The following is a 24,140-nucleotide window of genomic DNA, read 5'->3' as shown; positions in this document are numbered from 1 at the left end:
GTTACTTCTTGGGCAGCTTGAGCTGGGACAGGTCGAGGCCCTCGAGCCCCGGCGGCAGCTCGTCCAGCCCCTTCGGCATCTTCGACAGGTCCGGCATACCGGCAGGCATTCCACCGGGCATACCGCCCGGGAACCCTCCGGGGAAACCACCCTTGACCTTCGGCGGAGTCGGACCGCGCCCGCCCTTCTTGCCCTTCTTGCCCTTCTTGGACCGCTGCTGCTTGCGCGATCCGGGCATTCCCATCCGGCCGGCCATGGCCGCCATCATCTTGCGGGCCTCGAAGAAGCGGTCCACCAGCTGGTTGACGTCGGAGACCTTCACCCCGGAGCCGTTCGCGATACGCAACCGCCGGGAGGCGTTGATGATCTTGGGGTTGGCACGTTCGTCCGGCGTCATTCCGCGGATGATCGCCTGCACCCGGTCGAGCTGCTTCTCGTCGACGCCTGCGAGCGCATCCTTCATCTGACCGGCACCCGGCAGCATCCCCAGCAGATTGCCGATCGGGCCCATCTTGCGCACGGCCATCATCTGCTCGAGGAAATCCTCGAGGGTGAGGTCGCCGGAACCGATCTTCTGTGCGGTCGCCTCGGCCTGCTGCTGGTCGAAGACCTGTTCGGCCTGTTCGATGAGGCTGAGCACATCGCCCATGCCGAGGATGCGGCTGGCCATCCGGTCCGGGTGGAAGACGTCGAAGTCCTCGAGCTTCTCGCCGGTGGAGGCGAACAGGATCGGCTCACCGGTGATCTCGCGGACACTCAGCGCGGCGCCACCGCGGGCGTCGCCGTCGAGCTTGGTGAGCACGACGCCCGTGAAGCCCACACCCGCACGGAAGGCCTCCGCCGTGCTGACGGCGTCCTGACCGATCATGGCGTCGAGAACGAAGATCGTCTCGTCCGGCTGCACCGCATCGCGGATGCCCGCCGCCTGCGCCATGAGCTCGCTGTCGATACCGAGCCGACCGGCGGTATCGACGATGACGACGTCGTACTGCTTGCTCCGCGCTTCGTCGACACCCGCCCGTGCGACGTCCACCGGATCGGCCGCCGAGACGCCGAGCGCGTTGTCGCCGCCGCCGACCGACGTCCCCGGATGCGGGGCGAACACCGCCGCTCCCGCACGTTCGCCGACGATCTGCAGCTGCTGCACGGCACCGGGCCGCTGCAGGTCACACGCCACCAGCAGAGGAGTGTGGCCCTGGTCCTTCAGCCATTTGGCGAGCTTGCCCGCGAGCGTCGTCTTACCGGAGCCCTGGAGGCCGGCGAGCATGATCACCGTCGGCGGGGTCTTCGCGAACTGCAGCCGTCGGGTTTCGCCACCGAGAATGCCGACGAGCTCTTCGTTGACGATCTTGACGACCTGCTGGGCGGGGTTGAGTGCCGCGGACACCTCGGCGCCCTTGGCGCGTTCCTTGATCCGGGCGATGAAGGAACGCACCACGGGCAGTGCCACGTCCGCCTCGAGCAGTGCGAGCCGGATCTCCCTGGCGGTGGCGTCGATGTCGGCTCCGGACAGCCGCCCCTTGCCACGCAGGTCCTTGAGGGCACCTGTCAACCTGTCGGAAAGGGATTCGAACACCGAAAGCGCTCCTCGGGGTCTGCAGTGGAGGTGAAGTCTCGAGACCAGCGTAGCGGCTCCGCCGGCCCCGGGACTCACGCAGCCCCGGTGGCCTCCGGCTTCGCGGGTTCGGGCTTCGGTACCACGTCGAGAACGCCCCGCTCGATCTGTTCACGGAGCTCCCGGCTGTCGCTGTCCCCGAGATCGAGACAGAACGAGTCGATGACCGAGGATCCGAGGGTCGACACCCGTGCCCAGCGCACGTCGGCACGGCTGCGCTCGAGCGCCGCGGCCAGCCGGGACAGCAACCCCAGCCGGTCCTGGGCTCGAAGCTCGAGCACGACCTGGTGCGGAACCGCCGTGTCGAACCACAGGATCCGCGGCGGCGCCTGTGCATACAGGACCGGGACCGCCTCCACACGTTCGTCGCCGACGGCGAGCCGCTGCACCTCCCGCGCCTCGGCCTCCTTCGCGTCCAGCAGGTCGAGAAGGTCGAGTTCACCTCCGAGCGCTCGGACCAGTTCCTGCCGGAGCAGCCCGGCCTCCGGCGGGGTGCCGAACCGCGGGGAGACGACGAACGAGTTGATCGCCGACGATTCGTGGTTGCCCAGGGACGCCGAGTACACGCGCAGCGCATGCAACGCGAGGACGCCGGCGGCCTTGGACAACAGGCCCGGCTGGTCCGGGGCGATGACGGTGACGGTCCAGGTGTGCGGGTTCTCGGCAGGCTCGATGGCGACGTGGATCCCGCCGTCCGCCGCGAGCTCCACGTGCGCCGGGTCGATCGGATCCGGGCTGGGCAGCGTCTCCCCCGCCATCAGCAACCGGCATCGGCGAACCAGTTCACCGATGAGGGATGCCTTCCATTCGCCCCACACCCCCGGGCCCGTGGCGAGGGAATCCGCTTCCGCGAGGGCGTGGAGGAGTTCGAGCAGGCCACCGTCGCCACCCAACGCGTCGACGACGGCCTGCACGGTGTCGGGGTCGTCCAGATCCCGCCGAGTCGCGGTATCGGGAAGCAGCAGGTGGTGCCGGACGATCGCGGAGAGCGTCGCCACGTCCGACGGCCACAGTCCCATCCGCCGACCGATCTGCGTGGCGAGGTCTGCGCCGACCACGCTGTGGTCTCCACCGCGTCCCTTGCCGATGTCGTGGACCAGCGCGCCCAGCATGAGCAGATCCGGGCGGGACACCCGGGTGGTGAGCGCGCTCGCGTACGACGCGGTCTCGACGAGGTGCCGGTCCACCGTCCACGTGTGCACGGCATCCCTCGGCGGCAGGTCCCGGATCGCACCCCATTCCGGCAGGAGCCGCCCCCACAGCCCCGTCCGATCGAGTGCCTCGACCACTGCGACGGCGCGGTGCCCCGATCCGAGCAGCACCAGGAGATTGTTCAATGCCTCCTTCGGCCACGGCTCGCGCAACTCCGGAGCGTGATCGGCGAGGCGTCCGAGCGTCGACGCGGAGATCGGCAGCCCGGATGCGGCGGATGCTGCCGCAACCCGGGTGACCAGAGCCGGGTCCTTGGCCGGACGGGCATCCCGGGCGAGCACCACCTCGCCGGCGTGCTCGACGACACCTTCGTCGATCGGATGCCGGACGGGTGGGCGCCGGAGCCGGGAGAGACCACGACGCGGCAACGCGTTGCCCGCCGTCCGGATCCCCACCTCGACGGCATAGCTGATGGTGCGTGCCGAGTCGCTGAGGGTGCGAGCGAGATCGAAGCGGTCCCCGATCCGCAACGCCGCGCCGATCTCGTCGGCATCCTGGGCCCGGAGCTGATCGCGGCCGCGACCGGCGACCCGGTGCAGTTCGGTCCGGACGTCGAGCAACCGGCGATGTGCAGCCGCGAGTCCGCCTCCCGGCGATTCCGGCACCAGGCCCGGCACACCGTCGGTGAGCTGCGCGACCGACAGCGCGTTGAGCAGCTGTACGTCCCGCAGTCCACCGCGGCCGCTCTTGAGGTCCGGCTCGGCGCGGTGCGCGATCTCGCCGCTACGCGACCACCGATCCTCCGTCTGGGCGATCAGATCGTCGAAGCGGTTGCGGATGTCGGTCCGCCACTGGCGGCGGACTCCGCTGATCAGCAGGTTGCTCAACTCCATGTCGCCCGCGATGTGCCGGGCCTCGAGCATCCCCAGAGCTGCGGGAATGTCCGCCGCCGCGACCTGGAGGGCCTGGGCGATGGTTCGCACACTGTGGTCGAGCTTGACGTGCGAATCCCACAGCGGATACCAGAGTTGGTCGGCCACCTCGGCCACGACTGCGGGATCCATGTCGTCGTGGAGCAGGACCAGGTCGAGGTCCGAGTACGGGAGCAGCTCCCGTCGGCCGAGGCCGCCGACCGCGACCAACGCGAACCCGCAGTCGGGTTTGACGCCCAGTTCGGCGGCCTTGGTGGTCAACCAGAATTCGTGCAGGTCGACCAGCGCCTGCCGCAGCGCAGGAGCATCGAGTCGCCGCGCGGGGGTGCCGCCCCCGCGGCGTGCCCCGCCGAGCAGCTGAGCGCGTGCGCGGGTGAGGTCGGCGGCATCGTCGTGAGTGGAGTTCGACGCAAGCGGCCCCGACCCCTCCCCGCGAGGGGAAGGGTCAGGGCCGAGCTTGCCGGACCCGTTCGGGTCAGAGTGCATCCGCACCGCGTTCCCCGGTGCGGACACGGACCACGGCCTCGACCGGGGACACCCACACCTTGCCGTCACCGATCTTTCCGGTACGGGCAGCCTCCACAATGACCTCGACGACCTTGTCGACCGCAGCATCGTCGACGACGACCTCGACACGAACCTTCGGCACGAAATCGACCGAGTACTCGGCGCCGCGGTACACCTCGGTGTGCCCCTTCTGGCGGCCGTAGCCCTGGACCTCGCTGACGGTCATGCCAAGCACGCCCGCCTGCTCGAGACCCGTCTTCACGTCCTCGAGAGTGAACGGTTTGACAATTGCCGTGATCAGCTTCATTATTCCTGCCCCTTCCAAAACTCTCAGTGTCTTCAAGTACCCGATGGCCCTCAGTACCCGATGTTGGCAGTACTCGGTGTCAGTCGGTATCCGATACGGACTTTTCTACCTTGCTGATCACACCAGGTCGTACGCGGTCTCCGCGTGTTCGACCTCGTCGATGCCGCGGGCCTCGTCCTCGTCGGACACCCTCCAGCCGAGCGGCTTGATGGCGAAAGCGATGATCGCGGTGAGGATTGCGGTAAACAGGACCGCGAACAGTGCGATGGCGATCTGGACCACGAGGAGCTTGAAGTCGCCGCCGTAGAAGAGTCCGCCGTCGGTGGCCAGGGCGCCGATCGCGACCGTGCCCCACAGGCCGGCGACGAGGTGGACGCCCACGACGTCCATCGAGTCGTCGTAACCGAACTTGTACTTCAGTCCGACCGCGAGAGCAGCGAGGATGCCGGCGACGGCGCCGAGAGCGAGCGAGCCCACCGGGCTCAGCGATCCCGCAGCCGGGGTGATGGCGACCAGACCCGCAACCGTGCCGGACGCGGCACCGAGGCTGGTGGCCTTGCCGTCGCGGATCCGCTCGGTGAGCAGCCAGCCGAGGATCGCGGCGGCCGTGGCGGAGGTGGTGTTGACCCAGGCCAGGCCCGCCTCGCCGTTGGCGCCGTAGGCGGAGCCGGCGTTGAACCCGAACCAGCCGAACCACAGCAGCGCAGCGCCCAGCATGACGAAGGGCAGGTTGTGCGGACGGAAGGCCGTCTTACCGAAGCCGGCGCGCTTGCCGATGATCAGTGCGAGCACGAGGGCAGCCATACCGGCGTTGATGTGGACGACCGTGCCACCGGCGAAGTCGACGGGCTCGACCGCAGCCATCAGGCCGCCTTCACCGTCGTCGACGGTGCCGAAGATCCACGACGCGAGGCTGTTCTCGGCACCCGAGAGGAAGCCGCCACCCCACACCATGTGGGCGAGGGGGAAGTAGACCAGGGTGACCCAGACGCCCGCGAACAGCAGCCAGGAACCGAACTTGACCCGCTCCGCGAGTGCACCACTGATCAGTGCCGTCGTGATGATGGCGAAGGTGACCTGGAATCCGATGTCGACGACGACGGGCAGACCGTCGCTCAGGATGAACTCACCCGACTCGTCGTACATCGCGCCCTGCAGCCCGAACATCTCGAACGGGTTCGCGAAGATTCCGCCGACGCTCTCGGTGCCGTAGGACATCGACCAGCCCCACAGCACGTAGATCACGCCGATGACGGCCATCGCGCCGAACGACATCATCATCATGTTCAGCACGGACTTCTGGCGGGACATCCCGCCGTAGAAGAACGCAAGTCCCGGAGTCATGAGCAACACCAGGGATGCCGACATCAGCATCCACGCGGTATTGCCGGTGTCCAAATCCAACACGAACAACCTCCCTGATAGGCCGCGCCACTCAGCGCGTCGTCGGGGAACAGCCTCGTTGGACGATGTTTCGGCTGCGACTCAGCTTTGTTGCATCGGCGTGAACGGGCTTCCGCTGGTTGTTGCGATCGCGTTACCGGACACCCGGCAGCCGGTCTCGGGACGAATATCCGCCGCGGGAGCGGTGCCTAACCGAGGAGAGCGTCGACGAACGCACCCGGCTCGAACGGTGCCAGATCGTCCGCACCCTCGCCGAGACCGACGAGCTTCACCGGTACGCCGAGCTCGTGCTGCACCTGGAAGACGATGCCGCCCTTCGCCGTCCCGTCGAGCTTGGTGAGCACGACGCCGGTGATGTCGACGACCTCGGAGAACACCCGAGCCTGGGCGAGACCGTTCTGGCCGATCGTCGCGTCGAGAACCAGCAGGACGTCGTCCACCGACGCCTTCTTCTCGACGACCCGCTTGACCTTGCCGAGTTCGTCCATGAGGCCGGTCTTGGTGTGCAGACGCCCGGCCGTGTCGATGAGCACCACGTCGACGCCCTCGTCGATGCCGCGCGCCACGGAGTCGAACGCCACCGCGGCAGGGTCCGCGCCTTCCTTGCCGCGGACCACCTCGGCACCGACGCGCTCGGCCCACGTCTGCAGCTGATCGGCCGCCGCGGCGCGGAAGGTGTCGGCCGCACCGAGCACGACCCGGCGTCCGTCGGCGACGAGCACGCGCGCGAGCTTGCCCGTCGTGGTGGTCTTTCCCGTCCCGTTGACGCCGACGACGAGGAGCACGGCGGGGTGATCGTCATGTGGGAGCGCCCGCACGGACCGGTCGAGATCCGGCTTCAGTTCGTCCACGAGGACCTCACGCAGCAGGGCACGGGCGTCGGCCTCCGAGCGCACGCTGCGCGCCGCCATCTCCTGACGCAGACGTTCGACGACCTTCGTGGTCGTCGCCGTGCCCAGGTCCGCGATGAGCAGCGTGTCCTCGATCTCCTCCCAGGAATCCTCGTCGAGGTCGCCGCCGCCGAGCAGTCCCAGCACGCTCTTGCCGATGGCGCTCTGCGACCGCGACAGGCGTCCGCGCAGACGCTCGAGCCGTCCGCTCGTCGGGGCGATCTCGTCCAGGACCGGGCGGTCCGACTCGGGCGCCAGTGGCTCCACCTCGACCAACTCGGTCGTGGGGGCTGTCGGCTCGGTGGGCGTGACCTCCGTGGGTGTGACCTCGGTGGGTGTGACGTCGGTGGGCGCAACGTCCGCCAGCGGCACCTCCGTGGGGGTCTCCTCGACGGGAGCGGGTGTCTCGGGAACTTCTTCCGGAGCCTCCGGCGCCGGCGTCGGGGCCGCCGGAGGAACCGGTGGCGCCGCGCTGACCGGGGGTGCCGAAGGTGCCGGGGGTGCCGGCGGCTCGGCCGTCGCGGTCGGCCCCTGACTGAAGTTGAACCCACCGCCCGCCTGATAGCCGCCGGAGCGATCGATCTCGGGCGCACCGGCCGACGGTTTCTCCGTGGCCGTCAGCGAGATGCGCCGCCTCCGGTACAGCACGAGGCCGACGACGAGGACGACGAGGAGGACGGCCAATGCGGCCGCGAGGGCGATCCAAGCTCCGGTAGTCACCGCGCCATTGTTTCAGGCCCGGGCACGCGCGGACGAACGCCCACCTCAGGGCGATGTCGCCGAGTCAGGACTCGGCAGCCACGCCCGCACCGACCTGCAGGTCCTGCCCCCGCAGACGCTGTGAGATCACGGTGGTGATGCCGTCGCCGCGCATACTCACCCCGTACAAGGCGTCGGCGACCTCCATCGTCGGCTTCTGGTGCGTGATGACGATCAGCTGCGATTTCTCCCGCAGCTGCTCGAACAACCCGATCAGGCGACGCAGATTCGTGTCGTCCAGTGCTGCCTCGACCTCGTCCATCACATAGAACGGCGACGGCCGTGCCCGGAAGATCGCGACCAGCATGGCGACCGCGGTGAGCGATTTCTCCCCGCCCGACAGCAGTGACAGTCGCTTGACCTTCTTGCCGGGAGGTCGTGCCTCCACCTCGATACCGGTCGTGAGCATGTCCGACGGGTCGGTGAGCACCAGACGCCCCTCGCCGCCGGGGAACAGCTTCGCGAACACCTGCACGAACTCGCGCTCGACGTCCTCGTAGGCCTCGGTGAAGACCTGCAGGATGCGGGCGTCGACGTCGGCCACCACGTCCAGTAGGTCCTTGCGGGCGGTCTTGACGTCCTCGAGCTGGGTCGACAGGAAGTTGTAGCGCTCCTCGAGCGCCGCGAACTCCTCGAGGGCGAGGGGGTTGACCTTGCCGAGTGTCGCCAGATCTTTCTCGGCGCGCTTGGCGCGGCGTTCCTGCGCGGCGCGCTCGTAGGGCACCGGAGCGGGCACGGTGACCTGCTCGCCGCGCTCCTTCGCCTGCTCGTACTCGGCCATCTCGAGTGCGGACGGAGGAAGCGGCACGTCGGGGCCGTATTCGGCGACCAGATCGTCCGGACCGATTCCGTGTTGCTCGGTGATCGACTCCTCGAGCTGTTCGATCCGCAGCGCGACCTGTGCTCGCGCGACCTCGTCCCGGTGCACCGTGTCGGTCAGGGACGACAGTTGCGCGGTCAGGTCGCGGACCCGTCCGCGCACGTCGTCGAGCTGAGCCGACCTCTCGGAGCGGGCCCGGGCCAGTTCGTCCCGGTGCGCCATCGCGGTCTCGACCACCGTGCCGAGATGGTCGGCGACCTTGCGGCCTGCCTCGGCCACCGCCGCCGCGACCGCGGCGGCGTTCCGGCGGGCGAGCCGGGCCCGCTCGGCACGGGCCCGCGCGTCCCGCTCGGCCTGTGCGGCGCGGCGCAGCGAATCGGCTTTTCCTCGCACGGACTCGGCGCGCTCCTCCGCGGTACGGACCGCCAGCCGCGCCTCCACCTCCATCGCACGCAGCTCCGTCAACGCCGCGGCTGCGGCCTCACGCTCGCCGCGCGTGGTGTCCGGCCCGGCCGTGTCCTCCTCGAGTCCGCCGCCGTCCTGCTCGGCGAGGCGCAGACGTTCCTCGAGTTCGGCGAGTTGTTCCGCGGTGTCCTCGAGTCCGTGCTCGGCACGTTCGCGTTGCGCCGCGAGCCGATCGGACTCGGCGTGTGCGGCCTTCGCCGCCTGGCCGAGCCGGCCGAGCTGCTCGTAGATCGCGGAGATCGCGGCATCGGACTCGTTGAGCGCCGCCAGCGCCTGCTCGGCGCTCTCCTGCCGCGCCTCCTTCTCGGCGAGCGCTCCGGACAGTGCCGCCGACAACTCCTCGGCCTGCCTCTCCGCACGTTCGAGGTCCCGACGCGAGTTGTCGACCGCGGCCTGCACCTCGAGCGTGCTCGGTGCCCGGTCGGAGCCGCCACTGACCCAACCGGTGCCGTACAGGTCACCGGCCCGGGTGACGGCCCGCAGTTCCGGATGTCGGGCGACCACCGTCACGGCCGCGTCCGCGTCCTCCACCACCACGACCGCGCCCAGCAGCGCGGCCAGACCCGACCGCAACGATTCCGGGCATTCGACGACGTCGATCGCCCACGTCCCGCCGCTCACCGGGGCCGGCGTCGCCGGTGCCACGACCCCGCCGACCACCACGGCGGCCCTGCCGCCGTCCTGCGTCCGCAGTGCCTCGACGGCCCCGCGTGCGGCGTCGACGGACTCGGCGATCACCGCCTCGGCTGCCGGACCCATCGCCGCGGCCACCGCCACCTCGTACCCGGGATGCACCCGCAGCGCGTCGGCCAGAGTCCCGGTGATGCCGGCACCGCCGCGATGCTCGAGGAGCCACCCGGCACCGTCGCGCCGCTCGAGTCCCATCGACAGGGCGTCGATCCGCGCGCGCAACGAGGCCACTTCCTGGCCTGCAGCCCGCTCCTGCTGCTGGAGCTCGGTGACTCGATCGGTCACCAGCTTCAGTGCTTCGACGGCCCGCTCGTGGTGGGTGTCCAATCCGAGCTCGCCCGCGTCGAGTTCCCCGATCCTCTCCTGGACCGTCTCGAACTCGGCCTGGGCCTCGTGTCCGCGGGCCCGCGCCTCGTCGATCGCCACGGTCAGCCGCGCGACCTCCGCCTGCACCGATTCCGTCCGGGTACGCAGTGTCTCCACCTGCCCGGTGAGCCGCACCAGGCCCTCTCGCCGGTCGGCCACGGCGCGCACCGCGGCCATGTGTGCGTGCTCGGCGGCCGCAGCCGCCTCCTCACCGTCGGCGAGCTGTTCCCGGGCGGCGTCGAGCGTCGCCCGCGCCATCTCGACGGCCTCGCGCAGCTCGGCCTCCTCCTGGGCGATGCGATCCGCCCGCGCTTCCATGGCGTCCGGGTCGTCGCCGCGACCACTGTCCGGCTGCTCGTCGAGGTGGCGCGCGCGTTCGGCGGCGATCCGCACGGTGGCGTTGACCCGCTCGGCCAGAGCCGACGCCTGAAACCACGTCTGCGCCGCCGCGTCGGCACCGGGAGTGAGCTCGGCCAGTGCCCGTTCGTGGGCGGCGAGCTCGAGATTCGCCGCGTCGAGCGCCTCGGTGACGGTGTCGTGCTGCTCGCGTGCGAGCTGCTCACGCTGCTTCTGATCGGCGAGTTCGGTCCGGCGGGTCACCAGATCGTCGGCGGCGAGACGCAGCTTGGCGTCACGCAGATCGGCCTGCACCGTCTGGGCGCGCCGTGCCACCTCGGCCTGGCGCCCGAGTGGCTTGAGCTGGCGGCGCAGCTCGGCGGTGAGGTCGTTCAGCCGGGCGAGGTTGGCCTGCATCGCATCGAGCTTGCGGACGGCCTTTTCCTTGCGCTTGCGGTGCTTGAGGACGCCTGCCGCCTCCTCGATGAAGGAGCGCCGGTCCTCGGGGCGCGATTCGAGGATGGCGGCCAGCCGGCCCTGCCCGACGATGACGTGCATCTCGCGACCGATTCCGGAGTCGCTGAGCAGTTCCTGTACGTCCATCAGGCGGCAGGAACTGCCGTTGATCTCGTACTCACCCGCGCCGTCACGGAACATTCTCCGCGTGATCGAGACCTCGGAATACTCGATCGGGAGGGCGCCGTCGGAGTTGTCGATGGTGAGGGTGACCTCGGCACGGCCGAGCGCGGCGCGGCCCGCGGTGCCGGCGAAGATGACGTCCTCCATCTTGCCGCCACGCAGCGCCTTCGCGCCCTGCTCCCCCATGACCCAGGTCAGCGCGTCGACGACGTTGGACTTGCCGGATCCGTTGGGACCGACGACACAGGTGATGCCTGGTTCGAACCGGAGAGTCGTTGCGGACGCGAAGGACTTGAAACCCTTGAGCGTCAGACTCTTCAAGTGCATGACGGTCGAGCTTACCTGCGGTGGTGTCCGAGATTGACCAAGCGGCCGGATCGGCCGGTCATCTCTCGACGAAGCCCGTCAGATCGCCCCGCGGCGGATCCCAGCTCTCGACCACCAGGTCCACCGATCCCGGGGTGTTTCCCGAGCGGAGCGCCTCCAGCAGTCGGTCGAGTTGTGCGCGGGGGCCCTCGGCCACCACGAGCACCCGGCCGTCCCGCTGGTTGGCGGCGTACCCGACGAGCCCCAGCTCGAGGGCACGCGAGCGCGTCCACCAGCGGAACCCCACACCCTGCACGAACCCGTGTACCCATGCGGTGAGCCGCGCGGGGTCCGCCGTCTCGCCGGACCCGCCCGCACCGTGTGCGGTCACGCGTCCTTCTCGATGGTCAGTGTCACCTCGGTACCAGCCTTCAGGGTCCGGCCGACGGTGCAGACCTTGTCGACGGAGCGCTGGACGAGGGTGAGCAACCGCTCCTGGGCATCGGCGTCGAGTTCGCTGAGGTCGAGCTGCAGCACCTCGTCGAGCTTCGGGTACACCTCGCGTTCCCGGTCTGCGGCACCGGAGACGCGGATGGTCGCGTCGTAGTTGTCCCCGAGCCGACGGGAGAGCGGGAAATCCGAGCTCATTCCGGTGCACGCCGCGAGCGCGATCTTGAGCAACTCGCCGGGGGTGAACACACCCTGCACGTCCTCCGAGCCGATCAGGACCTCTGCGCCCCGCGAGCTGCGCCCGGTGTAGCGACGAGTTCCGGTGCGCTCCACCCACAGCGAGGTGGGGGCCTGGTTCTGATCCTGCGAGGTGGGAGTCTGCTCAGCCATGCCCGCAATCTTGCCACCCGCCCGTTCGCGGCCACATCGCGGACGCGGACGGCAGTACGGTCCGTGGCTGCGAGATTCAACCCCGCTTCTGGCACTTCGGGCAGAAGTACGACGAGCGGTTCATGAACTTCACCCGGCGGATCGCCGCGCCGCAACGCCTGCACGGCTCCTCTTCCCGGCCGTAGGCATTCAGTGAACGTTCGAAGTACCCCCACTCCAGATGTTTTCGACATTGCTGTTTCGCCTTCGGGACACTGCTCTCCGCTGGTAACGCCGAAACTCTGGCAGGCTGCCCGGTCTCGCCGACGCGCGACGAGTCGCTCGCGCTGCACTCACGCCGTGGTCGATATACCAGTCACAGCCTCCAAGCGAGGTTCGATCGAGTCGGCCATCATCGCGATCTCCCGCTCCCGGATGCCGTTCGAGCGCGCTTGTTCCTTCCAGGTCGCCAGTGCAGTTGCGATCGAGCGCATCCGTGCCCGGGCTCGATCGGGCGTCAGACCGCATTCCTCGGCGAAGGCGAGCAGAGCGTCGACCTCATCCGGCAAGCCGTCTGCGCCCATGATCGACGTCGACCGAGTCAGCCACGAGTCCGGATTGGGGTTCACGTCGAAGGCCGGACTCAGCGTCCAGGAACGGCGATCGGCGAGGAAGCCGTGGTTTCGAAGATGGTCGTCCGTGTTTCCCAGGGCAACTGATGCGACGACGCGGGCGAAGAGCTCATGATGGTCCGCCTTGGGCGAGAGTGAGAGGTCTCGCACGGCTCCGGCGATTTCGGCATAGTCGCGGTGGTCACCGTCCGAAGCGCCCAACGCGGTCATGGCGCTGATGTAGCCGACCCGGTGCCCTTCGTCCGTGCGGTCGAACCGCCGCAGGATGAGCACGCCACGCTCCCCTACTCGAGTGAGCCGCCGACGAGGCGTCCTGATTCCCGCGGCTTCCAACAGATCCAACGCCGTCGCCTCCCACCCCATGACGTCCCATCGGTCGCCGGAGTGCGGGAACTTGGCGATCGCCAGCGCGCCATCGTCGAGGCGCACCGACGCCTTGGGACGCGCGCCGCCCAGGCCGGTCGTACCCGTGTCGAGCAACTGCTTGACGGCGGCAGCGGGGTCCTCGTCCGAGGCGAGCTCGTCGGAGGCACGCAGCAGGGCCGGGAGCGAGACCAGCTGCGGGACATGCGACGGCTCGCCGACGAACGCCGTGCCGCCGACGAGCCGATACCGCAGGGCTCCCTGGCGCGTGTCGTCGCTGACGCCCAGGAGGAAATCGAGGTCGTCCAACTGCCGCGGCGCTCGATGCGCCTCACGGGCGCGAGCGCGTTCCGCCTTCACGACAAGGTTCCGGCCCCATCGGTCGGGCGCACTGTCCGCGAAGGCCCGCACCAGCCCGGACTGGTGCTGTGCGCCCGTGACCAGCGGCAGCGCGGGGTCGATACTCGTCCCGTCGTTTGCCAGGTAGCCCGGGTCATAGAGGAACGTCGTGGAGATCTGTCTGCGCTGTCTGGTGAAATGCGCCTGACCCACCAGGACGGGCCCACTCGCCCGGTCGACGAAGACCTCGACGGTGGTCATCGCGCCCGCTTCTTCGCGAGGTTGCCGGCACGCAGGCGACCGATGTCGCTGCCGAGGGGGTCGACCGCCTCGACGGCCTGGTCGAGCACGCCGAGGGCGCGCAGCACCTGCGCGACGTTCCCGAAGCCCACGCCCGCGTCTCCGGACTCGATCTTGCGCAGGGTATCGCGGGTGATGCCGGCGCGCTCAGCCACCTGCTGCGCCGTGAGCCCCAGGACCATGCGCCAGCCACGCACGTGCTTGCCGAATTCGGTGAGTTCTCGGTCGATCCGGTATCCAGCCATGACACGCTCCCTCTTCAATAAGACGAGGATACCAGTCATAACCAGATGATGCGGCGACAATACTAGGCATAACAACCACCGTGATCGGGCGGGTGACCATCCCGAGAAGCCTTCGCTCACCATTCGAGCGACCATGCCGAAACCCGACGCTCGAAGTGGTCGTCAAGGCGATAGGGGCTCGAGCGCTTCCGGGATTAGCGTCTTTTCTGGCAGACCGGGCAGAAGAAGCTCGAGCGGTTCATGAACTTCACCCGGCGGATCGCCGTGCCACAGCGCCGGCACGGCTCCTCTTCCCGGCCGTAGGCATTCAGTGAACGCTCGAAGTACCCCGACTTCCCACGATAGATGCATTCACCTCTTTTGGAAGTGCAAGGAAGGCGTTTTCGCCGGTCACAGGCCGCTTTTGCGCTACAAGTCTAGCGGCGGGGAACGAGTACTCCGGACCAGCGGACGGCCTGAAAACGGAAGAGCCGGTACTCCCTGGCGAAGGGCGAGTTCAGGCGTCGGTGCGATGCCCGTCTCTGCTACGCGGCCCCGGGGCCTCCGTCACCTCTTCGTTTGGCATCGCGTTCCCGGATGTGGTCCAGGAAGACCTTGCGGATCGCTGCCGCTTGCTCCTCGGTGAACGGTGGCGCAGCCTCACGGATAGCGCGGACGTGCGCGTCGCGAGCGGTCCAGCCGAACACGTCGTTCAGGTCAGAGACGCGGATCAACGTCTTGATGACCGGGCGTCCGTCGCGTCCTTTCACTTCATCTTTACCGCGCGGGCAGATTCCCCTGCCTGATGCGTCGCCAGATCGTCTGGGTGCTGCAGTGGTGCCGTTTGGCCGCGGCGACCACGTCGATCAACTCATCTTCGAACATCGGTCTCCTCCAGATCCCCGAGCACCCAGAGACGGGCTCGATCGCTGACGCCATCCCGAGCACGCCGATGTGAGTTATAGTCCGCGGACTAATGATCAGCGTACCGAGAGCGTTGAAGCATGACTAGATCGGCGCATCGCATCGCGTTTGGACAACGTCTTCGCGATCTGCGCCAGGAGCACGACTGGGCCTCCCAGGAAGCCTTCGCTCACCACGTGGGACTCGACCGCACCTACGTCAGCGGGCTGGAACGAGGAACTCGCAACCCGACCCTGGATGTGCTCGTCAAGCTCGCCCACGGGCTCGACGTGACGCCATCGGAGCTGCTGTCAACGGTCAAGTGACCGCTGCGTCAGCGCATCCCCCTGGATCACCTTCTTCCCCAGACTTCCGCACCACCGCCCGACCAAGGCGCTGATCATCTCATCACGTGCTTTCAGTCGAAAGCCTCGGACCCAGTGGCAGGTCCCCGATAGTCGGTCCGGTCGGTTCTAGAGCCGACCGGACCGACTATCGGGGACCTGCCATCCGGACTCATTTCCTAGTGCACGACGCGAATGGCTCCCCTGCTGTCGAACAGCTCGCGGGTGCCATGGCCGATGCGGCTGTGGACTTTTGCATTCCGCGTCAGAAGGTCGAGCGGGCATTGGCCAAGTGTGCTCGGACCGGTTCAGCGGCACCGATCGAGACGACCAGGTCGAACGTACGAAGAGCACCGTCGTTCGAGACCTCGCCGCGGTTCTCCAGCACCGACCAGAGGCGGGCCCTGTCGCCATCTTCGCGGACCAAAGCCACCCAGATCGAGGGCGGTTCGACCGGAAAGATCCACGGCTTGGCCGACTGCTGGCTCGTGTAGGCGAGGAGCTCCTCGTCGGTGGAATCGGCATGGATGCCGGGTAGGCCGGAGTCCTCGTACTCACCCACGAATGCGTGGCGCATGGCCTGGGCGTTCGCGGGGTCAATCCCAGCGCTGCGGAGGATCGCGCCAAGAGTCAGCGTCATTCCAGCACCAACGCGCCGAACACGTCCCGGAACCTCTCCAGGTCGTCCTGCAGTTCGCTCTCCGGCCCGTACTGGTAGCTGACCATCCGCACGCTCGCTCCATCGGTGCGATTGTAGAAGTACGTGGTGAACTGGGCGCTGCTCGGGGCGGCACGGAGCTGCACGAAGTGCCCGAGGCGTAGCGGAGACTGCGATCCATCCCGGACGAGGTAAAGCTCGTCGTCGTACATGTGCTCCCCCACGACGAACTCCCGAGCTGCGAAGGGCGTCCGAGTCCCGGTTGCAACCTCTGCCGTCTGGACAAGGCCTTCACGACGGCGTTTGGCGCTGCCGGGGCGGACCAGCAGGAGCTGGGACCAGACGTTCCCGAGGAGCCCGCGGAGCTCTCTGAGGTCCGATACGAGCGAGTCGACCTGAGTTCTTAGCTTCTGCTCTGAGGTGTACCCCGTGTGGCCGGACCACCGGTTTCGCTTGCCGTTCAGCTCGTTGAACTTCTTGACGACGTCCTTCGAAACCAGCCGCTCAATGCCGGCGTGGCCGAGGTCCGCGAACGCGCGGCGGACGCGGGCCACCTCATCAGCGTCACCGTCCTTGAGCGCGCTGCGCAGATCCTTCGCCGTCCTCTCGACGATGACCACCCAGGTGCCGAACGAAGCGTTCTCGATGCCAAGGCGCTGTTCATGCAACGTCTGACGGATCGCGGCCTCGGTCTCGGTGCTGCTCCCCGGATCGCTGCGGCTCGCCGAAAGCAGGACCGTAGCGTGGAACGTCACGATCGCCTCCCAAGCGTGGAGGTAGGCGCGCTGCTTCTCCCCCACCGTTTGAGCCGACTCGGCAGTCCACAGGGCTGAGGCGATCGGATACGGCAACTGGTCCAGCCAGGCGGTGAGGGAGTCATCGAAGGCACCCGCGATCTTGGTCACGACGTTGTCGGCGATCTCTGGGGCTGACCAGATGCTGGCTCGCTGGCTGCTGAGTTCGGCCTGGAACGAACCGAGGCGCTCGTCGGCCGACGCAAGGGCGAGCTGGACGCCGAGATCCGGGACCGGCACGAGGAGTTCGTCGGCCCACCTCACCAGCGAGTTCGCGTCTAACCGCAGAGCCTTGATGTGATGGCCAGAGCTGCCGTTCTCGATCGCACGGTTCCTACTGGCGATACCCTGCTCCGAGTTGAGCCACGCGGCGATGAAGGGCAGGTAGATCGAGTTGTCGTCGAATTGCACGGACAGGACCCGTCCACTGGCATTCGTCTCGTGCAGCTCGGTGGCAGCTCTGCCACCCCCGGTCGCAGGGAGGAACAACTGACGATCGCATTGTGCGTCAGCCGAATCCTTCACCGCTCCGGGCTCTCGAGCGAGAAGACTGCTTAGACGCCTACTCGGCCAGCCCTTCGCAGCCATGTCTCGAAGCAGCTCGCGCGAGTCGTCACCGAGTACGCGGCTCGGATCGAGGTCGACCGTCTCGCGAGGCTCATCGGCCAACGACACACCGGAGTCCGGGCCGTAACGGGCCTCCAGGAACCCATCGTCGATCGCAGTGGCGTTGTACGCGGTGACGCGCCACGACAGCTGAATGCCTTCACTCGTGGTGCGCGACAACCGTGCGTCTCTGCGCGTGAACTGGCGGGTGCTAATGGTGCGATTGCGCGGGCCCGACTTTCGCGTCCTCAGTCCGGACTCGAGTTCGTGGAATGCGTCGACCGGGATCGACCTCCGACGGCGCTCGGTGGTGAACATCGTTTGCAGGTCCGCGATCATCGCCTTACCCCGACGGACGTCGTCGGCTTTGTTCGAGAAAGTCAGGAGGTAGAGGGGGATCTCGGTATTAGGTGCAAGCCCGTCGGGGAGCCGGGTAACCGACTCCAGAAGCCCGGCGTCAATGATCCGCTGCCGCACTGCAGCGGTTGCGCCGCCAGAGCTTAGCGCGCCCGGGTTCACCAATGCCGCGACACGCCCCCCGCCTTGCTCCGCCGAACGCAGCTTCTCGAGCGCCAAAGAGATGAACAGCCACGTGCTGTCGGAGTGCTGCGGAAGGCCGAACCTGAACTCGCCGTTGGACTGCCGCGCTTCCACAGCCGCAACCGAGCCCCGCCAGTCCATCCCCCAGGGTGCGTCGACAATCACCAGATCGGCGCTGAAGTCCTCGAAGGCGTCGTGCGCCAGCGTGTCCGCCTGGGCTATCTCGGCGTCGTGGATCGCTTCGAATCGACGAACGCTCGCGGACACCGCGGCTTCATCGATGTCCTGGCCGCGGTATCGCACCTCCAGTCCTGACAACTGAAGCGCTTCGACCAAGAGGAAACCGGCGAACCCCAAGCCGGCCGCGGGATCCCAGATGTCTACGGTCCTGCGACGCGGGTCAAGGCGACTGAGGCCGCCGACAGCAAGAGCCCGGGCCAACGACACGCTCGTCGCGTGCTCCAGTCCTACCGTGCCACGGTCGAGATCTGTGTAGGGCGCGCCTTCGGAGTCTCGGAAAACTGCCTGAACCGCGGGATGCTGTGTCCTCATAGTGTCAGTAGTTCTCCCGCACGTATTGGTAGATCCGGTCGAACAGATCGCCCTTGACCGGTAGCCCGTAGTTCTTCAGGACAGCGCGCAGCTCTCGACGAACTGACTTGTCGCCGGAGTCGCTCGTCGTCCAGCCTGTGTATGCGACTTCGTGCACGATCGCGTCGATGCGGTCGACGATCTCTGGCACGATTTGGTGCAGGCCGGGTGGGGTGTTCTCTTCCACGATCTGCGTGAGCACGCCGCGCTTCGGGTCGGAGAGGCGTTCAAGCGTCTCTTCGTCTCCGGCCTCTGCTGCCCGGTCGGCGGCCACGACGTCCTGTGCGATCCTCAATGCCTCCTCGAGGAACGCGAGCGAGTCCTCAACGTTCTCAATCGCCTTCGCACGTAACTTCTCGATCCGCTCCGCGAGTGAGGTGTACACCGGGCTGTCGCTATCTGCGAGCCGGCGCTTGAGCCGAGCCTCGATCGAGTCGAGGACCTGCTGGTAGACGTCGTCCTGCGGATCTCCCGACGGATCGCTCGCTGGCAGGCGCAACTGCTCCGCGATTCGCTTCACCAGCGCAAGACCCGCGGCGTCGAGGGTGACGGTCCTGGACGCCATCGTCTTTACGACGACTGAGTTCATGTGCCCGTGGATGAGTTCGGTTGTCTTTGCTCCGAGGCGAGCCCAGAGAAACGCCTTGGACACGTCTTTTGGTCGGATGGATTCGTAGACCTTCGCGAGCCAGAAGTACTGCTGTTTGAAAGGCAGCAGCATCGGATGAGGGTCGAGGAACTCCCACACAGTCTGAAGCGCCACGTAGCCCTCTATAAACTCGGTGCGCTGCGCGCTGCCTTCGGGGACGCGCTCATGCGCGATCGCGCGGGACTCGAAGGATGTGTCGGTGGTGTCGATGCCGGAGAAAAGGTGGAGGAGCTTGGTGAGGTCCGAGACGAACTTGCCTGCCAGCTTGGAAGCATCGACCACGTTGAGGTCATCGTCGTCGCTGTCAGGCTTGGGCCCGGCGATCGCCACGCCGATGGCCTTGGCGAGGCCGATGTAGTCAACGACGCGCCCGTAGTCCTTGCGCTGTCCGGTGATCGGGTTCTTCCATGGACGGTTCGGTCGGGTGATCGTCTGAAAGAGGTTCGCTTCCTTGGCCGGTTTGTCGAGGTAGAGCACGCCCTCGATCGGCGCGTTGAAACCCGTCATCCACTTGGCCGTGACCACGACAAACGACATCGGGTCATCGACCTTTTTGAACCGCCGTTTCAACGCCTCTTCCTGCTCCGAGGTCAGCAGGTATCGGCCGTACTCCTTGGGGGTGTCCTTACTGTCGGCGACATGCATAACGACGCCGACCTCGCGCGGCTGCCCGTCGGGCATCACCGCACTGCGTCGTTCAAGCTCCTCCTCGATAGCACGGGCGTAGGCGACGACGAGACTCTGGTTGTACGCGACCACCTGCGCCTTCTGGCCCAGCGGGGCCACGTAGGTGATGAAGTGATCGACGATGTCTGCGCAGACTGCGTGGATGCGGTCAGGGTTCGACAGGATCGTCTCGATGTGGGAAGCCTTGCCGGAGAGGTAGACCTTCTCGTCCTCGTCGAGGTGCTCGTCATCGGCCAGTTCATCGAAGGCCTCGTCCAGTGCTTCCTTGTCAAGGCTGAAACCGACCGACCGGCCTTCGACGATCACCGGCTTAGTGAAGCCGTCGGCGATGGACTGCTCCGGCGTGTAGCGAGACATCACGAAGCCGGGGTCGGAAGGGTCGCCGAAGAGCTTGAACGTCGAGCGGTCCTTGTCCTGAATTGCGGTGCCCGTCGCGCCGAAGAACTTCGCGTTCGGCACCGCCGCACGCCAGGCATCGCCGAACTTGCCCTCTTGTGAGCGGTGAGCCTCGTCGACGAGGACGACGATGTTCGACCGGTCGTTCAGGTGCCCAGCCTCGGAGAACTTATGGACTGTCGTGATCACGACTCCCGGTTCACCGCTTCGGAGCAGATCGTGCAGCTCTCGCCTGTTGCGAGGCACCGTCATTCGAGGCATGCCGGCCGTCTCGAACATCTCGGCTGTCTGACGCACCAGGTCTTTGCGATCGGCGATCACGATCACCGTTGGCGGGGCACCGAACCTCTCGGTCACCGTGGTGTCGCGCAGCAGCCGAGCCGCGGCGAAGGCCATCAGCTCCGTCTTGCCCGAGCCTTGGTGGTGCCAGATCAACCCGCCCTGCCGATCGGCGAGGACCCTGTCGTGGATCGCGAGAGCCGCTTCGAACTGCGGATAGCGGGGCAGCAGCTTCACGTCAGTCTCGGAGGCGTCCCTCGCGTGCCGGAACATCACGAGGTCCTTCAGGATCGGGAGAATCGTCTCCGGACGCAACACCAACCGCGCGGCACGCTCGACTCGGGCCGGACCCGTGATCGCCTTCGGATCATCCTGTGTCGAGCCCCACGGTGCCCAGATCTCGGAGTCGGGATCGGGAACCGCACGGATCGGAGCCATTCGGAATTCGAGCCCCTCAGTGGCGACGTTGAAGACATTAGTCGCGAAGAAGCCCGGGTACTCCTCCTCATAGACGTCGTAGATGTCTTTCGCCGCGTTCACCCACGAGACCTGATGTTTGACCGGGGTCTTCGTCTCCACGAGCACCAGCGGGAACCCGTTCACGTAATACACGACGTCGAAGCGCCGCGGCATGACCGCACCGGCGATCCGCACCTCATCCGCCACAGTGAAACGGTTGTCGTCTGGTCTCTCGAAGTCGATCAATCGGCGAGGCACATGATGGCCTTCGATCGTCGTGAACGAGTGGTCTCCGCGCAACATCACAGTGAGACTCTCGTTTGCGGAGACGAGCCCGTTCTGGGCATCGAGGACAGCCTGATTGATCTCGTGCATGACGAGGTCCGTCGACTCCAGGTCGTCGACCAGGTCTGGATTCAACGCCAGGAGCGCGGCCCGCGCCCACTCTTCGATGATGACGTCGTGCTCATCTCGGGGCAGCTCGTCGCCACTCCGGCGTTCCCAACCTGCTTCCTCGGCCCACTCGAGCAGCGACCGCTGAATTGTGGACGACTCTGTCCAGCTCATGTCACGTAGCCTCCTCGAGCAGCGCTTCGTAGGGCTCGGGGATCTCAATCTCTTGATTCAGGAGCGAGATCAAGAGAGCGGATCTGAACGTTCGAAGGCCGGCGAGTTCATTCTTGATCGCGGTAATATTCGCGTCCACGATATCTGCAGCTTCGACAAGAGCCTTCTGGTCCTCGCGGCTGGGTACCGACACACGACGCGCGATGTATTCCTTGACGGAGAGGTTCGTAATCCCAGTCGTACGTCGACTGAAGGCCCGCGTCAGACCTGTGCTCCAGTCGTGCCGGAGTCTCCAGAACAAGTACCGAGGTTCAACTTTCTCGGGGTCAGGTCTCATGAGTCGCTGAAAGTCGGTGGGGATGCATGGGCTCAGCCCCTCTCCCGCGATAACCACTCTCCCAACAGGCTGTTCCGGTGAGCCGCCGGACCGCTCCAGGATGATGTCGTTTAGCCGCACTCGACGCCGTTTCACCTGCTTGAGAGAAAATGATCGCATCGGCGAACCATCGGTCACAAATCCAGTGGTTCCGGCTGCGTAGATCCTTGGACCTAGAGCGAGAAGGTCGACCTCACCTTCGCCTGGCGGTGATCCCCAGATCCCGCCAATCACATCAGAACAAAGATCGACAACAGAATGCTGGTTGCCTGTAGCGACCACGAAGTGGTCTGTGAGTACACAATGCAGGACACGTCTCGCGCTAGCGATTTCACGTCCCAAAATATCGACCAGCGCGTCCACCGATTCGATGATGTCAACGATGCGGCGCTGCTCAGGTAAGGCAGGAGACGGTACTGGAATGGCCCTGAAACTCACATCGCTTATGGTCTTGCGTCGCAACACGCTACCGGTAGCACGTTGCTGCATCTCCCGCCAAAGCAGCGGGGTTTGGAAGAAGAGTCGCAGATACCCAGGCAACATGCTTGGGCCTACCTCGTACGTCAAGAAGACCCCAGAGACATGAGTTCCAGCGTGCTCGGGCTGAGCGATACCGACAGGACTCTCAAATGCCGTGATTGCGCGGAGGACGACATCACCTGCTTGTACTCGATAGAGGGAATCGTAGTTCGTGAGGCCACCAATGAAAGGCTCCTTGTCCCCCAGTCCTTGACCGTCCTTGGTGACCGAAACGGCGGCGTACTTGACGCCATCCTTGAGTGACACCTTGCGCTTTACTCGCGTGAGATGATCCCCCAACCTTGCCGGCATCCACTCACTCATCGGCCACCTCGAACATGCTCAGATCAATGCCGGCCGCGGTGAGCTGCTTGAACATGATGGCTTCGGCTTCGATGCGATGCTGGCGAGCGTCGGCATAGGCGACAAGCGCCGCGCCAAGGTCTGCAGTGTCTTCTGCGGCGACCTTTATGTATCGACCAATGTTCAGATCAAAACCGTTGCGATTAATCTCATCAGCCGACGCCAGACGGACACTCGTTCTGCTCTCGTCACGGGGTTCTTCGCCAGTGCGATACGCGTCGATGAGACTGTTGACGTCGCCTGCGGACATGACGTTCTGGTTTTTACCCTTGTTGAACCTTGCCGACCCATCGATGAAGAGGACGTGGTCTCTGCGCTCCGCAGATTTCTGGTATCGGAAGATCAAGAGGCAGGCGGGGATCGACGTCGAATAGAAAAGGTTCGGTGGCAGTCCAACCACCGCCTCGAGCAGGTCCTCCTCAATGAGCCTCTGTCGGATCTTGGCCTCCGCTCCACCGCGGAACAGGACGCCATGAGGCATAACGACACCCACTCGACCGTTACCTGGCTTCATCGATGCGATCATGTGTTGGATGAAGGCGTAGTCGCCATTCTTCGCCGGTGGCACGCCGAACCTCGCCCGTGGGTCGGTTGCCCAACGGTCTGCGCCCCAGTTCGTCAGTGAAAACGGCGGGTTGGCAATGACCGCGTCGAACTGACGGACAGTGCCTCGGGCGTCCTTGAACGCTGGGGCGCGGAGTGTGTCGCCGCGCTTGATCTCGAAGTCCTCGATCTCATGGAGGAAGAGGTTCATCCGTGCGATCGAAGAGGTCGTGAGGTTGATCTCCTGGCCGTAGAGACGCAACGTACGGTGATCCAGACCCGACTCTCGGACCTGGTTGATCGTCGCTACCAACATCCCGCCCGAGCCGCAGGCGGGGTCGTAGACCGTCTCGCCTGGATTCGGCTCGAGGATGCCGACGAGCAAGTTGACGACTTCTCGCGGCGTGAAGAACTCCCCTGCTTTGCTCCCAGACTCGTCGGCAAAGTTCTTCAGGAGGTACTCGTAGCCGGCACCGAGCAGGTCGTGCGAGACCGTGGTCGGGTCGAGCTTGATCCGGTTGAAGGCCTTGATCAGTCCGAGGAGTGTTGCCTCCGGGAGCCGTTCTTTGTTGCCCCAGGCTGCGTCACCGAAGACGCCAGCGAGCGAGCAAGGGTTGGCTTTTTCGATTCGTTGGAACGTCTTGGCGATCTCGGAGCCGAGGTTCTTGACCTTGGTCGTGACCTCTGACCACAGGGTGCCTTTTGGCATCTCGAAGCGGTGGAACTCTGACTCGACCTCGTCGTCAAGCTCGTCGCCGTACGTATGTAGGGCCTCGTCGTGCTCGTGGACCCAGGTGTCGGAGATCCACTTCCAAAAGAGCATCGGGAAGACGTAAGTCTTGAAGTCCGCGGGATCGACGGGGCCGCGCAAGGCGTTGGCCGCGTCCCATAAGCGGGACTCGAGCTCTTGCTGGGTGATCGTCATAGAGTGTGCGTGCCCCTTCGTAGCAGTCTGCTCCATTATCCCTGCAGCCGGTACTCGCAGTCACGTTTACGGCACC

The 24,140-nt window shown here is 66.2% G+C and carries 17 protein-coding genes and 2 pseudogenes; 1 reads left to right on the top strand and 18 read right to left on the bottom strand.

Annotation, left to right across the window (positions count from 1 at the left end):
* Position 1 precedes the first annotated feature (1 nt).
* The 13 genes and pseudogenes from ffh to G4H71_RS18975 form a co-directional block, all read right to left on the bottom strand.
* The gene (gene ffh / locus G4H71_RS19035) at positions 2–1,576 is read right to left on the bottom strand and encodes a signal recognition particle protein (RefSeq protein WP_072739637.1); all 1,575 of its coding nucleotides are present in this window, start codon (positions 1,574–1,576) and stop codon (positions 2–4) included.
* Positions 1,577–1,650: 74 nt separating this feature from the next.
* Entirely contained in the window at positions 1,651–4,185 is a 2,535-nt protein-coding gene (locus G4H71_RS19030) for a [protein-PII] uridylyltransferase (protein WP_072739686.1), read from the bottom strand.
* Positions 4,175–4,513 carry a P-II family nitrogen regulator gene (locus tag G4H71_RS19025; protein WP_072739639.1) on the bottom strand — a complete coding sequence of 113 codons (339 nt, stop codon included), beginning with the start codon at positions 4,511–4,513 and terminating at the stop codon, positions 4,175–4,177. The genes G4H71_RS19030 and G4H71_RS19025 overlap by 11 nt, the downstream gene beginning before the upstream one ends.
* A 117-nt stretch (positions 4,514–4,630) precedes the next feature.
* Positions 4,631–5,887 (bottom strand): ammonium transporter, encoded by a 1,257-nt coding sequence (locus G4H71_RS19020; RefSeq protein ID WP_072739687.1) that lies wholly within the window; start codon positions 5,885–5,887, stop codon positions 4,631–4,633.
* A 218-nt stretch (positions 5,888–6,105) separates the two neighbouring features.
* Positions 6,106–7,527 (bottom strand): signal recognition particle-docking protein FtsY, encoded by a 1,422-nt coding sequence (gene ftsY / locus G4H71_RS19015; protein ID WP_072739641.1) that lies wholly within the window; start codon positions 7,525–7,527, stop codon positions 6,106–6,108.
* A gap of 64 nt (positions 7,528–7,591) precedes the next feature.
* Entirely contained in the window at positions 7,592–11,209 is a 3,618-nt protein-coding gene (gene smc, locus G4H71_RS19010) for a chromosome segregation protein SMC (RefSeq protein ID WP_072739643.1), read from the bottom strand.
* Between the two features lie 58 nt (positions 11,210–11,267).
* A complete protein-coding gene (locus G4H71_RS19005; protein ID WP_072739644.1) occupies positions 11,268–11,579 on the bottom strand; it encodes an acylphosphatase in 312 nt (103 codons plus the stop codon).
* Positions 11,576–12,028, bottom strand: coding sequence for an OsmC family protein (locus G4H71_RS19000; protein WP_072739646.1), 453 nt, complete (start codon positions 12,026–12,028; stop codon positions 11,576–11,578). The genes G4H71_RS19005 and G4H71_RS19000 overlap by 4 nt, the downstream gene beginning before the upstream one ends.
* A 76-nt stretch (positions 12,029–12,104) precedes the next feature.
* Positions 12,105–12,245, bottom strand: a pseudogene (locus G4H71_RS18995) (zinc finger domain-containing protein); the annotation flags it as partial.
* A gap of 115 nt (positions 12,246–12,360) precedes the next feature.
* Positions 12,361–13,602, bottom strand: a complete 1,242-nt coding sequence (locus tag G4H71_RS18990) for a type II toxin-antitoxin system HipA family toxin (protein ID WP_072739648.1) — start codon at positions 13,600–13,602, stop codon at positions 12,361–12,363.
* The gene (locus G4H71_RS18985) at positions 13,599–13,886 is read right to left on the bottom strand and encodes a helix-turn-helix domain-containing protein (RefSeq protein ID WP_072739650.1); all 288 of its coding nucleotides are present in this window, start codon (positions 13,884–13,886) and stop codon (positions 13,599–13,601) included. Before G4H71_RS18985 ends, G4H71_RS18990 begins: the two co-directional genes overlap by 4 nt.
* Before the next feature lie 194 nt (positions 13,887–14,080).
* Positions 14,081–14,224, bottom strand: a pseudogene (locus tag G4H71_RS18980) (zinc finger domain-containing protein); the annotation flags it as partial.
* Positions 14,225–14,410: 186 nt separating this feature from the next.
* Positions 14,411–14,635: a hypothetical protein gene (locus G4H71_RS18975; RefSeq protein ID WP_072739652.1), complete on the bottom strand. Its 225-nt coding sequence runs from the start codon at positions 14,633–14,635 to the stop codon at positions 14,411–14,413.
* A 234-nt stretch (positions 14,636–14,869) separates the two neighbouring features.
* Between G4H71_RS18975 and G4H71_RS18970 the strand changes: the two genes are divergently transcribed.
* On the top strand, positions 14,870–15,094 hold the full coding sequence (locus G4H71_RS18970; protein WP_072739653.1) for a helix-turn-helix domain-containing protein: 225 nt from the start codon (positions 14,870–14,872) through the stop codon (positions 15,092–15,094).
* Between the two features lie 283 nt (positions 15,095–15,377).
* Here the strand turns inward: G4H71_RS18970 and G4H71_RS18965 are convergent, their stop codons facing one another.
* The 5 genes from G4H71_RS18965 to G4H71_RS18945 form a co-directional block, all read right to left on the bottom strand.
* Positions 15,378–15,752, bottom strand: coding sequence for a hypothetical protein (locus tag G4H71_RS18965; RefSeq protein ID WP_174561884.1), 375 nt, complete (start codon positions 15,750–15,752; stop codon positions 15,378–15,380).
* Entirely contained in the window at positions 15,749–18,157 is a 2,409-nt protein-coding gene (locus G4H71_RS18960; RefSeq protein ID WP_169847185.1) for an HsdM family class I SAM-dependent methyltransferase, read from the bottom strand. Before G4H71_RS18960 ends, G4H71_RS18965 begins: the two co-directional genes overlap by 4 nt.
* 109 nt (positions 18,158–18,266) lie before the next feature.
* The gene (locus G4H71_RS18955) at positions 18,267–21,338 is read right to left on the bottom strand and encodes a type I restriction endonuclease subunit R (RefSeq protein WP_072739656.1); all 3,072 of its coding nucleotides are present in this window, start codon (positions 21,336–21,338) and stop codon (positions 18,267–18,269) included.
* A gap of 1 nt (position 21,339) precedes the next feature.
* Entirely contained in the window at positions 21,340–22,557 is a 1,218-nt protein-coding gene (locus G4H71_RS18950; protein WP_072739658.1) for a restriction endonuclease subunit S domain-containing protein, read from the bottom strand.
* Positions 22,550–24,064 carry a type I restriction-modification system subunit M gene (locus G4H71_RS18945; protein ID WP_072739660.1) on the bottom strand — a complete coding sequence of 505 codons (1,515 nt, stop codon included), beginning with the start codon at positions 24,062–24,064 and terminating at the stop codon, positions 22,550–22,552. The genes G4H71_RS18950 and G4H71_RS18945 overlap by 8 nt, the downstream gene beginning before the upstream one ends.
* Between the last annotated feature and the right edge of the window lie 76 nt (positions 24,065–24,140).

Origin of the sequence: Rhodococcus triatomae (genome assembly GCF_014217785.1) — a bacterium.
GTDB classification, from domain to species: domain Bacteria; phylum Actinomycetota; class Actinomycetes; order Mycobacteriales; family Mycobacteriaceae; genus Rhodococcus_F; species Rhodococcus_F triatomae.
Note: the sequence above shows the minus strand (reverse complement) of the source record. Positions and strands in the feature narration are given on the sequence as shown.